The sequence below is a fragment of the Mycobacterium sp. 1081908.1 genome (genome assembly GCF_001673535.1).
Taxonomy (GTDB): domain Bacteria; phylum Actinomycetota; class Actinomycetes; order Mycobacteriales; family Mycobacteriaceae; genus Mycobacterium.
Window position 1 is genome coordinate 1 of sequence record NZ_LZLY01000160.1, and the last position, 13,990, is coordinate 13,990.

General features: G+C 68.3%; 12 protein-coding genes and 2 pseudogenes. 7 read left to right on the top strand and 7 right to left on the bottom strand.

Features of this window, described 5'->3' with window-relative positions; all coding sequences use genetic code 11:
- From A5655_RS26090 to A5655_RS26100, 3 genes and pseudogenes are all read left to right on the top strand, one after another.
- On the top strand, window positions 1-1,066 hold a 1,066-nt coding region (locus A5655_RS26090), incomplete at its 5' end, for an HNH endonuclease signature motif containing protein (protein WP_067015773.1).
- 109 nt (window positions 1,067-1,175) lie between these two features.
- Window positions 1,176-3,116 carry an NAD(P)/FAD-dependent oxidoreductase gene (locus A5655_RS26095; protein ID WP_067015776.1) on the top strand — a complete coding sequence of 647 codons (1,941 nt, stop codon included), beginning with the start codon at window positions 1,176-1,178 and terminating at the stop codon, window positions 3,114-3,116.
- Between the two features lie 10 nt (window positions 3,117-3,126).
- Window positions 3,127-4,294, top strand: a pseudogene (locus A5655_RS26100) (alcohol dehydrogenase catalytic domain-containing protein); the annotation flags it as partial.
- Window positions 4,295-4,297: 3 nt separating this feature from the next.
- Here the strand turns inward: A5655_RS26100 and A5655_RS26105 are convergent.
- Window positions 4,298-5,077: pseudogene (locus tag A5655_RS26105) on the bottom strand (SAM-dependent methyltransferase); the annotation flags it as partial.
- A 29-nt stretch (window positions 5,078-5,106) separates the two neighbouring features.
- The gene (gene dtd / locus A5655_RS26110) at window positions 5,107-5,538 is read right to left on the bottom strand and encodes a D-aminoacyl-tRNA deacylase (protein WP_067015786.1); all 432 of its coding nucleotides are present in this window, start codon (window positions 5,536-5,538) and stop codon (window positions 5,107-5,109) included.
- A 51-nt stretch (window positions 5,539-5,589) separates the two neighbouring features.
- On the opposite strand from dtd, the gene A5655_RS26115 reads away from it, so the two are divergent.
- A complete protein-coding gene (locus A5655_RS26115; protein WP_067015789.1) occupies window positions 5,590-5,895 on the top strand; it encodes an MTH1187 family thiamine-binding protein in 306 nt (101 codons plus the stop codon).
- On the opposite strand, the gene A5655_RS26120 is transcribed toward A5655_RS26115, so the two are convergent.
- Window positions 5,892-6,386 carry a macro domain-containing protein gene (locus A5655_RS26120; RefSeq protein ID WP_067016099.1) on the bottom strand — a complete coding sequence of 165 codons (495 nt, stop codon included), beginning with the start codon at window positions 6,384-6,386 and terminating at the stop codon, window positions 5,892-5,894. The two genes, A5655_RS26115 and A5655_RS26120, sit on opposite strands and share 4 nt — an antisense overlap.
- A gap of 290 nt (window positions 6,387-6,676) precedes the next feature.
- Window positions 6,677-8,062: an adenylate/guanylate cyclase domain-containing protein gene (locus tag A5655_RS26125; RefSeq protein ID WP_067015793.1), complete on the bottom strand. Its 1,386-nt coding sequence runs from the start codon at window positions 8,060-8,062 to the stop codon at window positions 6,677-6,679.
- A gap of 48 nt (window positions 8,063-8,110) precedes the next feature.
- On the opposite strand from A5655_RS26125, the gene A5655_RS26130 reads away from it, so the two are divergent.
- On the top strand, window positions 8,111-9,406 hold the full coding sequence (locus tag A5655_RS26130; RefSeq protein WP_067015797.1) for a competence/damage-inducible protein A: 1,296 nt from the start codon (window positions 8,111-8,113) through the stop codon (window positions 9,404-9,406).
- A gap of 2 nt (window positions 9,407-9,408) precedes the next feature.
- Here the strand turns inward: A5655_RS26130 and A5655_RS26135 are convergent, their stop codons facing one another.
- Window positions 9,409-10,740, bottom strand: a complete 1,332-nt coding sequence (locus A5655_RS26135; protein ID WP_369807256.1) for an MFS transporter — start codon at window positions 10,738-10,740, stop codon at window positions 9,409-9,411.
- Between A5655_RS26135 and A5655_RS26140 the strand changes: the two genes are divergently transcribed.
- Together A5655_RS26140 and A5655_RS26145 are read left to right on the top strand one after the other, a co-directional pair.
- Window positions 10,730-11,797 carry an amidohydrolase family protein gene (locus tag A5655_RS26140; protein ID WP_067015801.1) on the top strand — a complete coding sequence of 356 codons (1,068 nt, stop codon included), beginning with the start codon at window positions 10,730-10,732 and terminating at the stop codon, window positions 11,795-11,797. The genes A5655_RS26135 and A5655_RS26140 overlap by 11 nt on opposite strands.
- 31 nt (window positions 11,798-11,828) lie before the next feature.
- Window positions 11,829-12,221, top strand: a complete 393-nt coding sequence (locus A5655_RS26145; protein WP_067015804.1) for a phage holin family protein — start codon at window positions 11,829-11,831, stop codon at window positions 12,219-12,221.
- Window positions 12,222-12,224: 3 nt separating this feature from the next.
- Here A5655_RS26145 and A5655_RS26150 read toward each other — a convergent pair whose 3' ends face one another.
- Window positions 12,225-13,007 carry an enoyl-CoA hydratase/isomerase family protein gene (locus A5655_RS26150; protein ID WP_067015807.1) on the bottom strand — a complete coding sequence of 261 codons (783 nt, stop codon included), beginning with the start codon at window positions 13,005-13,007 and terminating at the stop codon, window positions 12,225-12,227.
- Window positions 13,004-13,984, bottom strand: coding sequence for an FAD-dependent oxidoreductase (locus tag A5655_RS26155; RefSeq protein ID WP_082978905.1), 981 nt, complete (start codon window positions 13,982-13,984; stop codon window positions 13,004-13,006). The genes A5655_RS26150 and A5655_RS26155 overlap by 4 nt, the downstream gene beginning before the upstream one ends.
- Window positions 13,985-13,990 lie beyond the last annotated feature (6 nt).

A 13,990-nucleotide genomic window follows, 5' to 3' on the forward strand; every position in this document is an offset into this window, starting at 1 on the left:
GGGTGAACGCCGCGCGCTCACCGGTGAGTCGTTGCCGCCCCGCATGGCCGCGACCGCGACCGCCCAACGCGAAGGGCTGATCTGCGATACGCACGTGCGGGTGATCCGCAGCTTCTTCGCCCACCTGCCCACCGACGTGGACGGCTGCACCCGCGAGGCCGCCGAAGCAGACCTGGCCCGCACGGCCAGCCACTACCGACCCGACCAGCTCGCCAAATACGCCCAGCGGATCATGGACTGGCTCAACCCCGACGGCGAATTCAGCGACCGACAACGAGCGCGCAGGCGCGGGATCACCCTCGGCACCCAAGAATTCGACGGCATGTCGCGGATCACCGGGTTGGTGACCCCGGAGCTGCGCGCCGCGATCGAGGCGATGTTGGCCAAACTGGCTGCCCCCGGCGCCTGCAACCCCGAGGACGAAACCCCCGTAATCGATTCGCCGCCCGACGAAGATGCGGTGCGCCGCGACAGCCGATCCCCGGCCCAGCGCAACCACGACGGATTGCTCGCCGGCCTGCGCGCCCTGTTCGCCTCGGGCGAGCTGGGCCAGCACAACGGCTTGCCCGTGTCGATCGTGGTGACCACGACCCTGCAGGAGCTCGAGGCGGCCGCCGGCAAGGCGCTGACCGCCGGCGGAACTTTGGTGCCGATGTCGGATGTGATCCGTTGGGCCAGCCACGCGCATCACTACTTGGCGATCTTCGACCGCGGTAAGGCGCTGGCACTGCACCACACCAAGCGGCTGGCGTCGCCCGCCCAACGAATCGTGCTCTACGCCAAGGATCGTGGCTGCACCAAGCCCGGCTGCGATGCCCCCGCCTACCACAGCCAGGTTCACCACGTCCGGGGGTGGGCCGCGACCCGCCGCACCGACATCGACGACCTCACCCTGGCCTGCGGCCCCGACAACCGCCTCGCCGAAAAAGGGTGGACCACCCGCACCAATGCCCAGGGCGAGACGGAATGGATACCACCACCACACCTGGATCGCGGACAACCTCGCACCAACCCCTACCACCACCCCGAACGATTCCACCGCGACCCCGACGGTGACGAACCGTAGCTGGCTCCCTTGATCGGCGGCGGCGTCGCGGGGTAGCGTGGTCCTGCCAATTACGAAACCATGCGTAGCGTAATTGGTCGGCGTCCCGTCTACCGGAAGGATCGGCTTGATGCGCAGCCGTTACGCCGGCCATCCGTTCACCACCTCGACGGCCGAAATCGCGGCCGCGCTCGAGGATGTCAGCATCCCGACCCTGCTGCTGTCGCTCGTCCACATCACCGGCGACCCACGCTTCATCCGGGACTTCAAGCCCATGGGGATTTTCCTCAACGAGGTCCAGGGGTTCATGTCGGAGGAGGACAAGGCGCGGGCCCGCGCGGCCGCGCTGCCGGTGATCACCGACTATCGGGACCGCGGTTGCCCCGAGCCCGAGCCGCTGAGCCCTGAACTCATTCGGGAGATGATGGACTGGGCCGCCTGCGAACACGTGACCGACGACTACCTGCCGCTGATCCTGGAGGAGATGGATCTCGAGGGCGTCGACCCCCGTCGCCCGGCCAAGCTGCCCACCGAATCCGCCGCCGAGCTACCGGTCCTGGTGGTCGGGTGCGGTGAATCGGGCATTCTGGCCGGAATCCGCCTCAGGCAAGCCAACATCCCGTTCACCATCGTCGAAAAGAACGCCGGACCCGGCGGAACGTGGTGGGAGAACAGCTATCCCGGCGCCCGCGTCGATGTCGCAAACCATTTCTATTGCTACAGCTTCGAACCCAACAACGACTGGACCCACTTCTTCGCCGAGCAGCACGAGCTGCAGGACTATTTCACCGCGGTGATGAACAAACACGACCTGGCCGAGCACATCCGGTGGAACACGGAGGTGGTCGCGGCCGAGTGGGACGACGGCGACGGCGCCTGGAGCGTCGCCCTGCGACACGCCGACGGCGAGACGAGCACGCTGACCGCGCGGGCCGTCATCACCGCGGTCGGGCAACTGAACCGGCCCAATGTCCCCGAATTCGATGGCGCCGAGAGCTTCGAGGGCCCGTCGTTTCACTCCGCCGCCTGGGACCACTCGGTCGACCTGACGGGCAAGCGGGTCGCGCTGATCGGGGCCGGCGCCAGCGGATTTCAGATCGCACCGGCTATCGCCGACCAGGTCGAGCACCTGACGGTGTTCCAGCGGACGGCCCAATGGATGTTCCCGAACGCCATGTACCACGACGAGGTCGGCGAGGGCGTGCGCTGGGCGATACGCCACCTGCCGTTCTACGGGCGGTGGTATCGGTTTCTCGTGCTTTGGCCCGGCGCCGACAAGGGCCTCGACGCCGCGGAGGGCGATCCGAACTACGCCGATCAGGACTACGCGGTCAGCGACATCAACGCCGCCGCGCGAATGATGTTCTCGCAGTGGATCACCAGCCAGGTCGCCGAAGGCTCGAACTCCCAAGAGCTGTTGGACAAGGTGTTGCCCGACTACCCCGCGACGGGCAAGCGGACCCTGCAGGACAACGGCAGCTGGCTGCGGACGCTGCAACGGGACAACGTCGAGCTGGTGCGCACACCGATCCAGCGGATCGCGCCGCACGGCGTCGTTACCGACAACGGCGTGACCCACGACGCGGACGTCATCGTCTACGCCACCGGATTCCGGCACACCGATGTGCTGTGGCCCCTGAAGGTGCGGGGCCGCAATGGGATTGACCTGCACGAGATGTGGGGGAGTCGTCCGTACGCGCACCTGGGCATCACGGTGCCGGGGTTCCCGAACTTCTTCATCATCTACGGACCCGGCACCCACCTCGCCCACGGCGGCAGCCTGATCTTCCAATCCGAACTGCAGATGCGCTACGTCGACCAGTGCCTGCGGCGGCTGGCGGAGCAGAAGCTGCATTCGATCGAGCCGAAGGCCGAGGCCGCCACCGCATGGCACGAACGGACGCAAACGCAGATCAAGAAGATGGTCTGGTCGCACCCGGCGGTCAAGCATTCCTACTTCAAGAACGCCGACGGCGAGATCCACACCGTCAGCCCGTGGCGCCTGAACGAGTACTGGGCCGCGGTGCGCGAGCCCGACTGGTCGCAATTCATTGTGCGAGAGGGAAAGTGAGCACAGCAGCATGCGCACGGTAGTCGTCGACGGACCCCGCAACATTCGCGTCGAGACCCGCCCGGATCCGGCGCTTCCCGGCCCCGACGGGGCAATCGTCGAAGTCACCGCTGCCGGCATCTGCGGATCCGATCTGCACTTCTACGAGGCGGATTTCCCGATGCCCGATCCGATTGCGCTGGGCCACGAAGCCGTCGGCACGGTCGTGGAAGTCGGACCCGAGGTGCGCACGGTCAAGGCCGGCGACCAGGTCATGGTGTCCTCGGTGACCGGCTGCGGCCACTGCCCGGGGTGTGCCACCCGCGATCCGGTCCTGTGTTACTCGGGCTTCCAGATCTTCGGCGGGGGCCTGCTCGGCGGCGCGCAGGCCGACCTGCTCGCCGTGCCCGCCGCCGATTTTCAGCTGTTGAAGACGCCCGAGGGGATCAGCACCGAGCAGGCGCTGCTGTTGACCGACAACCTGGCCACCGGGTGGGCCGCCGCGCAGCGCGCCGATATCCCGTTGGGCGGCACCGTGGCCGTGATCGGCCTCGGCGCGGTCGGGTTGTGCTCGCTGCGCAGCGCGCTGTTCCAGGGCGCCGCAACGATTTTCGCCGTCGATCACGTCGACGGCAGGCTGGACCGTGCCGCGCGGTGGGGAGCCACGCCAATCAAGGCGCCGGCGGTTGAGGCCATCCTCGCGGCGACGGGGGGCCGCGGCGCCGACGCCGTGATCGACGCCGTCGCCACCGACGCGTCCCTGACCGACGCGCTCAATGCGGTGCGGCCGGGGGGCACCGTTTCGGTGGTGGGTGTGCACGACATGAACCCGTTTCCGCTCAACGCCCTGGGCTGCCTGATTCGCAGCATCACGCTGCGGATGACCACGGCGCCGGTCCAGCGGACCTGGCCCGAGTTGATCCCGCTGCTGCGGTCCGGCCGGCTCGATGTCGACGGAATCTTCACCACCACACTGCCATTGGACGAGGCGGCCAAGGGCTACGCGACCGCGGAGGCCCGGTCCGGCGACGAGGTGAAGGTCCTGCTAACGCCCTAGTCCCGGCTCACTCCGAGCGCGTCGCCGTGATGTATTGCGAGTGCATGAAGGCGTCGATCTTGACGTCGACCTCCGGCGGGGTCATCCCGTAGCCGGCCTGCAGGTCCAGCGTGTTGCGGACCGGTTCGACGGCCCAGCCGTGCGAGGCGAGCGAGTCCGCCGGGTCGGACTTGGGTTCGTAGGTGAGGGCGGAGAAGTCGACGTCACCGGACATGTTGACGCCGGGATGGTCGGCTTCCAGGGCGGCGAGCTGCTGGCGGTCCAACCGCGATCCCAGCGCGCCGATGGCGATTCGGCTGCCGGGCGCGCTGAGCCCGCTGATGCGGGTGAAGAGCGCGTTCTGGGCGTCGTCGGTCAGGTAGGGCAGCACCCCCTCGACCGACCAGGCGCTGGGCGTTTCCGTGTCGAAGCCGGCCCCTTCCAACCGCCGCGACCAGTCGGTGCGCAGGTCGGCTCCGACCTCGATGCGGCGGGCCTTGGGCGTGGCGCCCTGCTCACCGAGGACGCGGGTCTTGAATTCCAGGACTTTCGGCAAGTCCACCTCGAAAACCGTGGTGCCAGAGGGCCATTCGAGCCGGTAGGCCCGGGAATCCAACCCGGCGGCGACGATCACCGCTTGCCGGATGCCCGCGTCGCCGGCGGACGTGAAGAAGTCGTCGAAGAACCGGGTTTGCACGCCGTAGAGGCGCGGAAAGGCCGTCTCGCCCTCCGAGGTTCCCGGATTGGCAAGCACCCCCGCCAGATACGGGTCCTGTGCGGCGGCGATGAATACCTTCGCGTATTCGTCTCGGACCAGCGGTTGCGGGCTGACGGCGTGCAGCGCCCGCCACCCCGCCACCAGCAGCGCGGTGTAGCCCACGCCGCTGACGATGTCCCACTGGTCGTCCTCGGAACGAAGCGAGCCAAATTCAGGTGTCGTGCTCATAGCGCACCAACGTACCCGCGCGGGCGCCGTCAAAGTTCCAAGCTCACCGTGACCGGGCCGTCGTTCACCAACTCGACTTGCATGTGCGCGCCGAACACACCGGTGCGCACCTCGGCGCCCAGCGCTCGCAGCGTCTCCGCGAACACTGTCACGAGCGGTTCGGCGACCTCGGCGGGCGCGGCCGCGTTCCATGACGGGCGCCGGCCCTTGGCGGTGTCGGCGTACAGGGTGAACTGGCTGACCACCAAGATGGGCGCATCGACATCGGCCGCGGACCGCTCGTCGGCGAGAATGCGCAGATTCCAGAGCTTTTCGGCCAGCCTGCGCGCCTTGTCCGGATCGTCGGCGTGGGTGACGCCGACGAAGGCCAACAGGCCCTGGCCGTCCGGCCGGATGGCTCCCACCACCCGGCCGTCGACCGACACCGACGCCGACGAGACCCGTTGCACCAGAACCCGCATGGCCCTCGATGCTGCCAGGTTCGCCTCGACAAGGTTGGGTAGGCTCGTCACGTGTCCGTGCTCGTCGCGTTTTCGGTCACCCCGCTGGGCGTCGGCGAGGGCGTCGGCGAGATCGTCGCCGACGCGGTACGCGTGGTCCGCGAGTCCGGCCTGCCCAACAAGACCGACTCCATGTTCACCGTGATCGAGGGCGACAGCTGGGAGCAGGTGATGGCCGTCGTTCAACGCGCCGTCGAGGCGGTGGCCGCCCGTGCGCCCCGGGTCAGCACGGTGATCAAGGCGGACTGGCGGCCCGGGGCCCACGACGCGATGACGCAGAAGGTCGCCACCGTCGAGCGCTATCTGTCCGACGGTTAGCCGCGGACCGCGTTCCGGAACGCCCGCTCGGCCGCGTCGCCGTGGACCGCGAAAACGACCTTTTCCAGCGAGCTCGCCCGGTGTTGCCGGACGACGTCGACCATCAGCCGCGCGGCGTCCTCGAGCGGGAAGCCGCCGACGCCGGTGCCGAACGCCACCAAAGCCAGCGTGCGGCAGCCGAGTTCGTCGGCCTTGCGCAAGGTGGAAGCCGTCGCGCGGGTGATGATCTCGGCGGAGGTCGGGCCGCCGAGTTCCATCGTCGCCGCGTGGATCACGTAGCGCGCCGGCATGTCGCCCGCGCCGGTTTCGACCGCGTCCCCCAACCCGATCGGCGCTTTCTCGATCGACTCCCGCTGCACCTCGGGCCCGCCGGCGCGGGAGATGGCCGCGGCGACGCCGCCGCCGTGCCGGAGTTGAGTGTTGGCCGCGTTGGCGATCGCGTCGACGTCTAATTTCGTTACGTCCGCCTGCAAAACCTCGATCTCGACCATCGGCACATTGTCACGCACCGCTTGGCACCCGAGGAATAGGCTGATCTGGCTCCCAGGGAGGCAGGTGAAGCCATGACTAGTGAAACACCCACGAGCGGCGAACCCGGACAGCCCGGACAGGGCGGCGCCGGTGGAGCCGGGGGCAGGGGAGGCGACGGCGGCCAGGGCGGCGCGGGTGGAGCCGGGGGCCGAGGAGGTGACGGCGGCCGGGGCGGCGACGGCGGGGCGCCAGGACCCGGTGGGCAACCCGGCCAGCCCGGTCAGCCCGGGCAACCGGGTCAGCCGGGCCGCTAAGGCCGGATGGTCGCCTGCTCGCGCACCAGCGCGTAGAGCCGCCACAAGTCCGGCACGCCTTTGAGCTCATACTCGCCGCGCGGCGCGAAGTCGCGCCCGGAGCCGGCGACGATGTCGCGCACCGTCGAGGACACCAGCACCTCGCTCGGCCCGGCCAGCGCCGAAACGCGCGCACCGATGTGTACCGACAGCCCGGCGACGTCGTTGCCGCGAACCTCGATCTCGCCCGCGTGAATGCCGACCCGCACCTGGACGCCGAGCACCCGCACCGCGTCGACGACGGCGTCGGCGAACGAAATTGCGGCGCTGGGGCTCACAAACGTCGCGAGGAATCCGTCGCCCGCCTGGTTTCTTTCGGTCCCACGGAATCGCGTGATTTCCCGGCGGACCAGGGTGTCGTGCCGGTCGAGCAGATCCCGCCATCGTTGGTCGCCGAGTTCGGCGGCGCGCTGGGTACCGCCGACGATGTCGGTGAACACGATCGTGGTGAGCACGCGCTCGCTGTCGGAGCCCCCGCGAACGCCGGTGAGGAATTCCTCGATTTCCCCCAGCATCGGCCCGGCGTCGCCGACCCAGTACAGCGAATCTTCGCCCGGCAGTTCGACATAGCGTGAGCCGGCAATGTGCTGCGCAAGATAACGACCATTGCTCGGCAAGATGAATTTGACGCTATCCCGATGCAGGATAAGCGTTTTCACGCCGATGCGCGGGAGGGTGTCGCGCACGTCGCTCTCGGTGACGACTCTGCTCACGGCGCGCGCCATACTCGGCGACGCCGCGCGGTTGCCGGCGACGTCCCACCACGCCCGGAACGCGTCGTCGCGGGCGACGCTGGGCGCGATGATTCCCAGCACATCGAACCCCTGTTCAACCGCATCGGGCTCGATCGCGACGGACGTGAACGGGTCGGTGGCGCTGGGCCGGGCGCCGACCGGGTAGTCGGGCGCCCACACGATCCGGGCGGTGCCGTTGATGATCACCAGGCTGCGCACCCGTTCGGCGTAGTCGGCGGCGAGCACCAGCCCGCTCATCGCGTTGTAGCTCGTCGCGAGGATGGACGCCTGCTCGCAGCCGACCGCATCCATCACGGCGATCGCGTCCTCGGCCCAGAACTTCGGCCCGATCATCTCCAGCGAGGGCACCCGCGACGACAGACCCATTCCGCGGAAGTCGAAGCGGATCACGCGGCTGAATGAGGCCAGGCGCCGGTAGAAGCGGTAGAGGGAGGGCTCGGCGTCGATGGAGTCGATCGGTATCGATGGTCCCGCCAGCAAGACCAGGTCAACCGGCCCTTCGCCGAAGACCTGGTAGGCGATGTCCAGCCCCAATTCGGGGTCACCGCATTTGGCGTAGCGAATCCGCGGCGCAGACGTCCCGGCCACCGCCTCAGGCTAGTTCAGTCAGCCGAGACAGGACACGCCAGTAGGCTCATGCCGGTGAGCGCACGCGCAGGCATCGTCGTCACCGGAACTGAAGTCCTGACCGGGCGCGTCCAAGACGCGAACGGTCCCTGGATCGCCGATCGACTGTTGGAACTGGGCGTCGAGCTGGCGCACATCACCATCTGCGGCGACCGCCCGGCCGACATCGAGGCGCAGCTGCGGTTCATGGCCGAGCAGGGGGTGGACTTGATCGTCACCAGCGGCGGGCTGGGCCCGACGGCCGACGACATGACGGTCGAGGTGGTGGCGCGCTTCTGCGGCCGCGAGCTCGTCCTCGACGAGGCGACCGAGAATAAGATCGCCGAGATCCTCAAGAAGCTGATGGGCCGCAATGCCGCGTTCCAATCCGCCCTGGAACCCGGCACTTTCGAGTCCATCAGGGCCGCCAACCGCAAACAGGCGATGGTCCCCGAGGGGGCGCAGGTGCTCGACCCCGTCGGCACCGCGCCGGGGGTGGTGGTGCCCGGCAAGCCCACGGTGATCGTGCTTCCCGGGCCGCCGCGCGAGCTTCAACCCATGTGGCACACGGCAATCGAGACGCCCGCCGCCCAAGAGGCGATCGCCGGCCGGACGACGTACCGGCAGGAGACGATCCGGATGTTCGGGCTGCCCGAGTCCGGGCTGGCCGAAACGTTGCGCGCCGCCGAGCAATCCGTGCCCGGCTTCGAGCGCCTGGAGATCACCACCTGCCTGCGTCGCGGGGAGATCGAGATGGTCACCCGGTACGAGCCGGACGCCGCGGACGCCTATGCGCGCCTGACCGAGGTGCTGCGCGAGCGGCACGGCCGGCAGATCTACTCCGAAGACGGCTCAAGGGTGGACGACCTCGTGGCCCGATTACTGGCCGGCCGCTGGATAGCGACGGCGGAATCGTGCACGGCGGGGCTGTTGGCGGCGCGGCTGACCGATCGGGCCGGTTCCTCGGACTACGTGACGGGCGGCGTCGTCTCATACTCCAACGAGGCCAAGACGAACCTGCTGGGCGTCGACCCGGGCTTGATCGAGAAACACGGCGCGGTGTCCGAACCGGTGGCCGAGGCGATGGCGGCGGCCGCGCTGAAGCGCTTCGGCGCGGACACCGCCGTCGCCATCACCGGGATCGCCGGCCCGGGCGGGGGGACGCCGGAAAAGCCCGTCGGCACGGTGTGTTTCACCGTCATGCTGGGCGACGGTCGCACCGATACCCGAACGCTGCGGCTACCCGGGAACCGCTCGGACGTCCGCGAGCGGTCGACGACGGTGGCGATGCACCTGCTGCTGCGCATGCTCGGCACCGCCGAATAAGCTCACGTCATTTCGGTTGGCAGGAAAGCGCTTTCGGAGGTTCCGAAGCGAATCCCGGTGGCATCCTTGCCGATCAGCGTGAGGAACGCCACGGCGATCAGCACCGGCACGATCGTCGCCGCCAGCGCGAAGGGGTAGCCGTGCGACTCGGCCAGGCGTTCCTGGATGGGCAGGTTGAACGCCGCCAGCAGGTTCCCGAGCTGGTACGTCACACCGGGGTAGAGGCCGCGGATGGCGTCCGGGGACATCTCGGTGAGATGGGCGGGAATCACGCCCCACGCGCCCTGCACGCAGAGCTGCATCAAAAACGAGCCGAGGCACAGCATCGCCGCGGTGTGCGAGTAGGCGAACAGCGGCACGATCGGCAGGCCCAACAACGCGCAGAAGATGATCGTGTACCGGCGGCCGAACCGCTGCGACATCGTCCCGAAGAACAGGCCGCCGACGATGGCGCCGAGGTTGTAGACGATCACGATCCACTTGACGGTCGCGCTGGACAGGCCGGCGCCGTGATTGCCCGTGGCGCCCAGGAAGGTCGGGTAGACGTCCTGGGTGCCGTGGCTCATCCAGTTGAACGCGGTCATCAGCAGCACCAGGTAGAAGAATCGCCGGATGATCGCCCCGTCGCGCAGCACGTCGCGGATCCTGGTGCTGGTCAGCTTCATCCGGTCCTGCGCGGCCTCCCACACCTCGGACTCCTCCACCCGGTAGCGGATGATGAGGCTGATCAGTGCCGGGATGATGCTCAAGGCGAACAGCCAACGCCACGACAACCCCAGCCAGTTCATCACCACCAGTGAGGCGACGCTCGCCAGCAGATAACCGAACGCGTAACCCTCCTGCAGCAGCCCCGAGAAGAACCCGCGCCGCTCGACCGGAACCTTCTCCATGGCCAGCGCGGCCCCCAACCCCCACTCGCCGCCCATGCCGATGCCGTACAGCAGCCGCAGCACCACAAGGACGGTGAAATTGGGCGCGAAGGCGCACAGGAACCCGACCACCGAGTAGAACATCACGTCGACCATCAGGGGGAGCCGCCGTCCGACGCGGTCGGCCCACAGCCCGAACAGCAGCGCGCCGACGGGGCGCATGATCAGCGTCGCCGTCGTGACGAACGCGACCTCCGCCTTGCTGATGTGGAAGGTCTTGGCGATGTCGGCGTAGACCAGCACGACGATGAAGTAGTCGAAGGCGTCCATCGTCCAGCCCAGCAACGCCGCGACGAACGAATTTCGCTGATCGGCCGTCAACTTATTTCGAGGACTTGTCACTTCAGCATCGTGCAGTACCGGGCGGCGATGCGCGAGAGTAAGTTCCGGATACATGCGAATCATCGACGCCGATGGACACGTCGCCGAGAACTCCTCGCTGGCGATCGAAGCGATCAAGCGCTGGCCCGATCACGTCAGGCCCAGCACGGACGGGCGGCTGCGGTTGACGTTGGAAGGCCGCAATTATCCGGAGGACCAGGGACCCGGGGCGGGCTGCCCGCCCGAGCACGGGATCAGCAAGGCACCCGACATCAATTGCCGCTCACCCGAGGGGGTGCTGGGCGACGCCGACCGCGATCACATCGACACCATGGTGCTGTATCCGAGCATGGGGCTGTGCGCGCCCAGCCTGGAGGACCCGGAATTCGCCGCGGGATTTTCGCGGCTCTACAACCAGTGGATCGCGGATTACTGCGCCTCCTCGGGGGGCCGGCTGCGCGGGGTGGCGGTCACCCCCATCGAACACGGCCGGGCGGCCATCGACGTCATGACCGAGGCCAAAGAGCTCGGGCTGGTGGCGACGCTGATCCCGCCGGCGCTCAAGACCCGCAACCTCGACCACCCCGACCTCGATCCGTTCTACGCCGCCGCCGTGGATCTTCAGATGCCGCTCGGCGTTCACGGCGCACCCGGCATTCACCTGCCGAAGATCGGCGTGGACCGCTTCACCAATTACATTCAGGTGCACTGCATCAGCTTTCCCTTCGACCAGATGACGGCGATGACCGCGATGGTCTCCGGCGGCGTCTTCGAGCGGCATCCCCAGTTGCGGGTCGCCTTCCTCGAGGCGGGTGCAGGGTGGGTGCCGTTCTTCATCGATCGCCTGCACGAGCATTACGAGAAGCGGGGCGACTGGGTCGAGCGCGGCTGGCGTCGCGATCCGCACGAGTACCTGGCCGGAGGCAACATCTTCGTGACGTGTGAGCCCGAGGAACCGATCCTGCCCGGCGTGATCGACGTGCTCGGCGCCGACTTCATCATGTTCGCGAGCGATTACCCGCACTGGGACGGCGAATGGCCGGAGAGCACCAAGCACCTGCGCACCCGCGCGGACATCAGCGAGGAGGCGCGCGAAAAGATCGGCGGGCTCAACGCGCAGCGTTTCTACAACCTCAACTAAAACCGCCCCGGCGGGTGGCAGGATTTCCCGCATGGGCCCCTTCCTGCTTCGCGCCACGCTGACCGGCATCGCAATGTGGATCGTCACGCTCTTCGTGCACGGCATGAGATTCGTCGGCGGCAGCACCACGCTGCAGACGATCGGCATCATCTTCGTGGTCGCCGTGGTCTTCGGTCTGGTCAACGCGTTCATCAAGCCGGTCGTCCAGATCCTGTCGATCCCGCTGTACATCGTGACCCTCGGCCTCTTCCATATCGTGATCAACGCGCTGATGTTGTGGATCACGTCGTGGATCACGGTGCACACTACGCACTGGGGATTGGAGATCGATCACTTCTGGTGGACGGCGATCTGGGCCGCGATCGTGCTGTCCATCGTGAGCTGGGTGCTGTCGCTGGTCATCCGGGACGTCACCCGCGCCTGAGGTTCAGCGGGCCCGCCAGCGCGGCGGTCGCTTCTCGGCGAACGCGCGCGGCCCCTCCTTGGCGTCCTCGGTCTCGAAAACGCGGTCGCTGTGCCGGGTTTCGTTGTCGTAGGCCGCCTCGAGGCCGAGCGCCAAACCTTCGACGGCCGACTGCTTCGTCGCGAACACCGCCAGGGGAGCGTTGGCGACGATGCGCTCGGCGAAGTCGTAGGCGGTGTCCATCAGCCGATCCGCCGGGACGACGCGGTTGATCAGTCCCATGGCGAGGGCTCGCTCGGCGTCCACCATGTCGGCCGTCAGCAGCAACTCCATCGCGTACGGGTAGGGCATCTGGCGCGGCAACCGCACCGTGCTCCCGCCGCCGGCGAAGAGGCCGCGCTTGGGCTCCATCATCGCGAAGCGCGCCTCGGGGACCGCGACTCGGATGTCGGTGGAGGTCAGCATCTCGAAGCCGCCCGCGACACAGGTTCCGTTCACGGCGGCGACGATCGGCTTGTACACCGGGAACCGATGCAACACGGCGTGGATGGCGTCGTCCTTGTTCCACCCCTCGGGCCTGGGCAGGTCGCCGGTGAGTTCGGGAATGAACTTCTTGAGGTCGGCCCCCGTGCAGAAGTCCCGGCCGACGCCGGTGATCACCGCGACCCAGGCCCGTTCGTCGTCGCGGAACGCCGCCCACGCATGGGCCAGGTCGCGAAAGTGCGCCATGTCCAGGGAGTTTCGCGTCTCGGGACGGTTGATCGTGATGGTGGCGATGTGATCGTCCAGCCGGTAGTCGATGCTCACCGCGCGACCCCGTCGACCAGGCGCACAACGTCGCGCGCGCAACCCCACGACAGCGTCACGCCGTTGCCGCCGTGGCCGTAGTTGTGAATGCATCGGGCCCGCCCGAGCGGCTCGGCTTCCAGTCGCACCGATGGCCGGTCGGGACGCAGCGCGGTGATCGTCTCGAGCACCTCGGCGTCGCCGAGTCGTGGCTCGATCCGGCGGCACCGGTCCAGGATCCGGTCGGTCACCCCGGGATCCGGGGTGGTGTCCCAGCGGTCGGGGATGCTGATGCCGCCGCACACTACGCGCTGGGGGTGCGGGAAGAAACATGTCCATTCCGGGCCCTGGTTCAATTCGATAAACAGTTGGCGCAGACCGGGATTGGCCAGCACGACGTGCTGGCCGAACAGCGGCCGCACGGTGTCGTCGCCCGTCAGGGCTCCGGCGCCGAGCCCGGCGCAGTTGACGACGATCGGTGCGGCGTCGGCGACCTCGGCCAACGACTCGACCTGGCGCGCCTCGATTTCGCAGCCGGCCGCGGCCAGGCGCCCGGTCAGGTAGTCGAGGTATTGCGGCATGTCGACCATGGGCATGGTGGCGCGAAACCCGGCGCCGAAGTCCCCGGGGACGTCGGTGGGGTCGGCCGGCCGCAGGTCGGGGATCAGCTGGGCCGCGGGCGAGGCGGCCTCCGCTCCGATGAATTCCCCGACGGCCAGCGCCGGTGCCATGCGAACGCCGGTGTCGGGGTCGTCGGCCAGATCGCGGAACACCTCGAGCGAGTGCTCGCTCCAACGCAGGGTCGCCGCGGCGCGTTCGGCGGGCCGCGGGGGAGCCCAAACCGCTCCGGCCACCGCCGAGGTCGTCTGCCGGGGCATCGCGGCCGCCCACACCCGCACCGGCCAGCCCGCTTCGGCCAGACACACGGCCGACGTCAAACCGCTGACACCGGCGCCGACGACGACGATCTGCTGCGGGTCACCCGCGTCACTTGCCAATGGCAG

Excerpts from the sequence above, each read along its gene's own strand:
- A5655_RS26130 (WP_067015797.1), top strand. The coding sequence starts at position 8,111 with ATGCCGGTGAGCGCACGCGCAGGCATCGTCGTCACCGGAACTGAAGTC.
- A5655_RS26135 (WP_369807256.1), bottom strand. The coding sequence starts at position 10,740 with ATGATTCGCATGTATCCGGAACTTACTCTCGCGCATCGCCGCCCGGTA.
- dtd (WP_067015786.1), bottom strand. The coding sequence starts at position 5,538 with ATGCGGGTTCTGGTGCAACGGGTCTCGTCGGCGTCGGTGTCGGTCGAC.
- A5655_RS26140 (WP_067015801.1), top strand. The coding sequence starts at position 10,730 with ATGCGAATCATCGACGCCGATGGACACGTCGCCGAGAACTCCTCGCTG.
- A5655_RS26120 (WP_067016099.1), bottom strand. The coding sequence starts at position 6,386 with ATGGTCGAGATCGAGGTTTTGCAGGCGGACGTAACGAAATTAGACGTC.
- A5655_RS26095 (WP_067015776.1), top strand. The coding sequence starts at position 1,176 with ATGCGCAGCCGTTACGCCGGCCATCCGTTCACCACCTCGACGGCCGAA.
- A5655_RS26145 (WP_067015804.1), top strand. The coding sequence starts at position 11,829 with ATGGGCCCCTTCCTGCTTCGCGCCACGCTGACCGGCATCGCAATGTGG.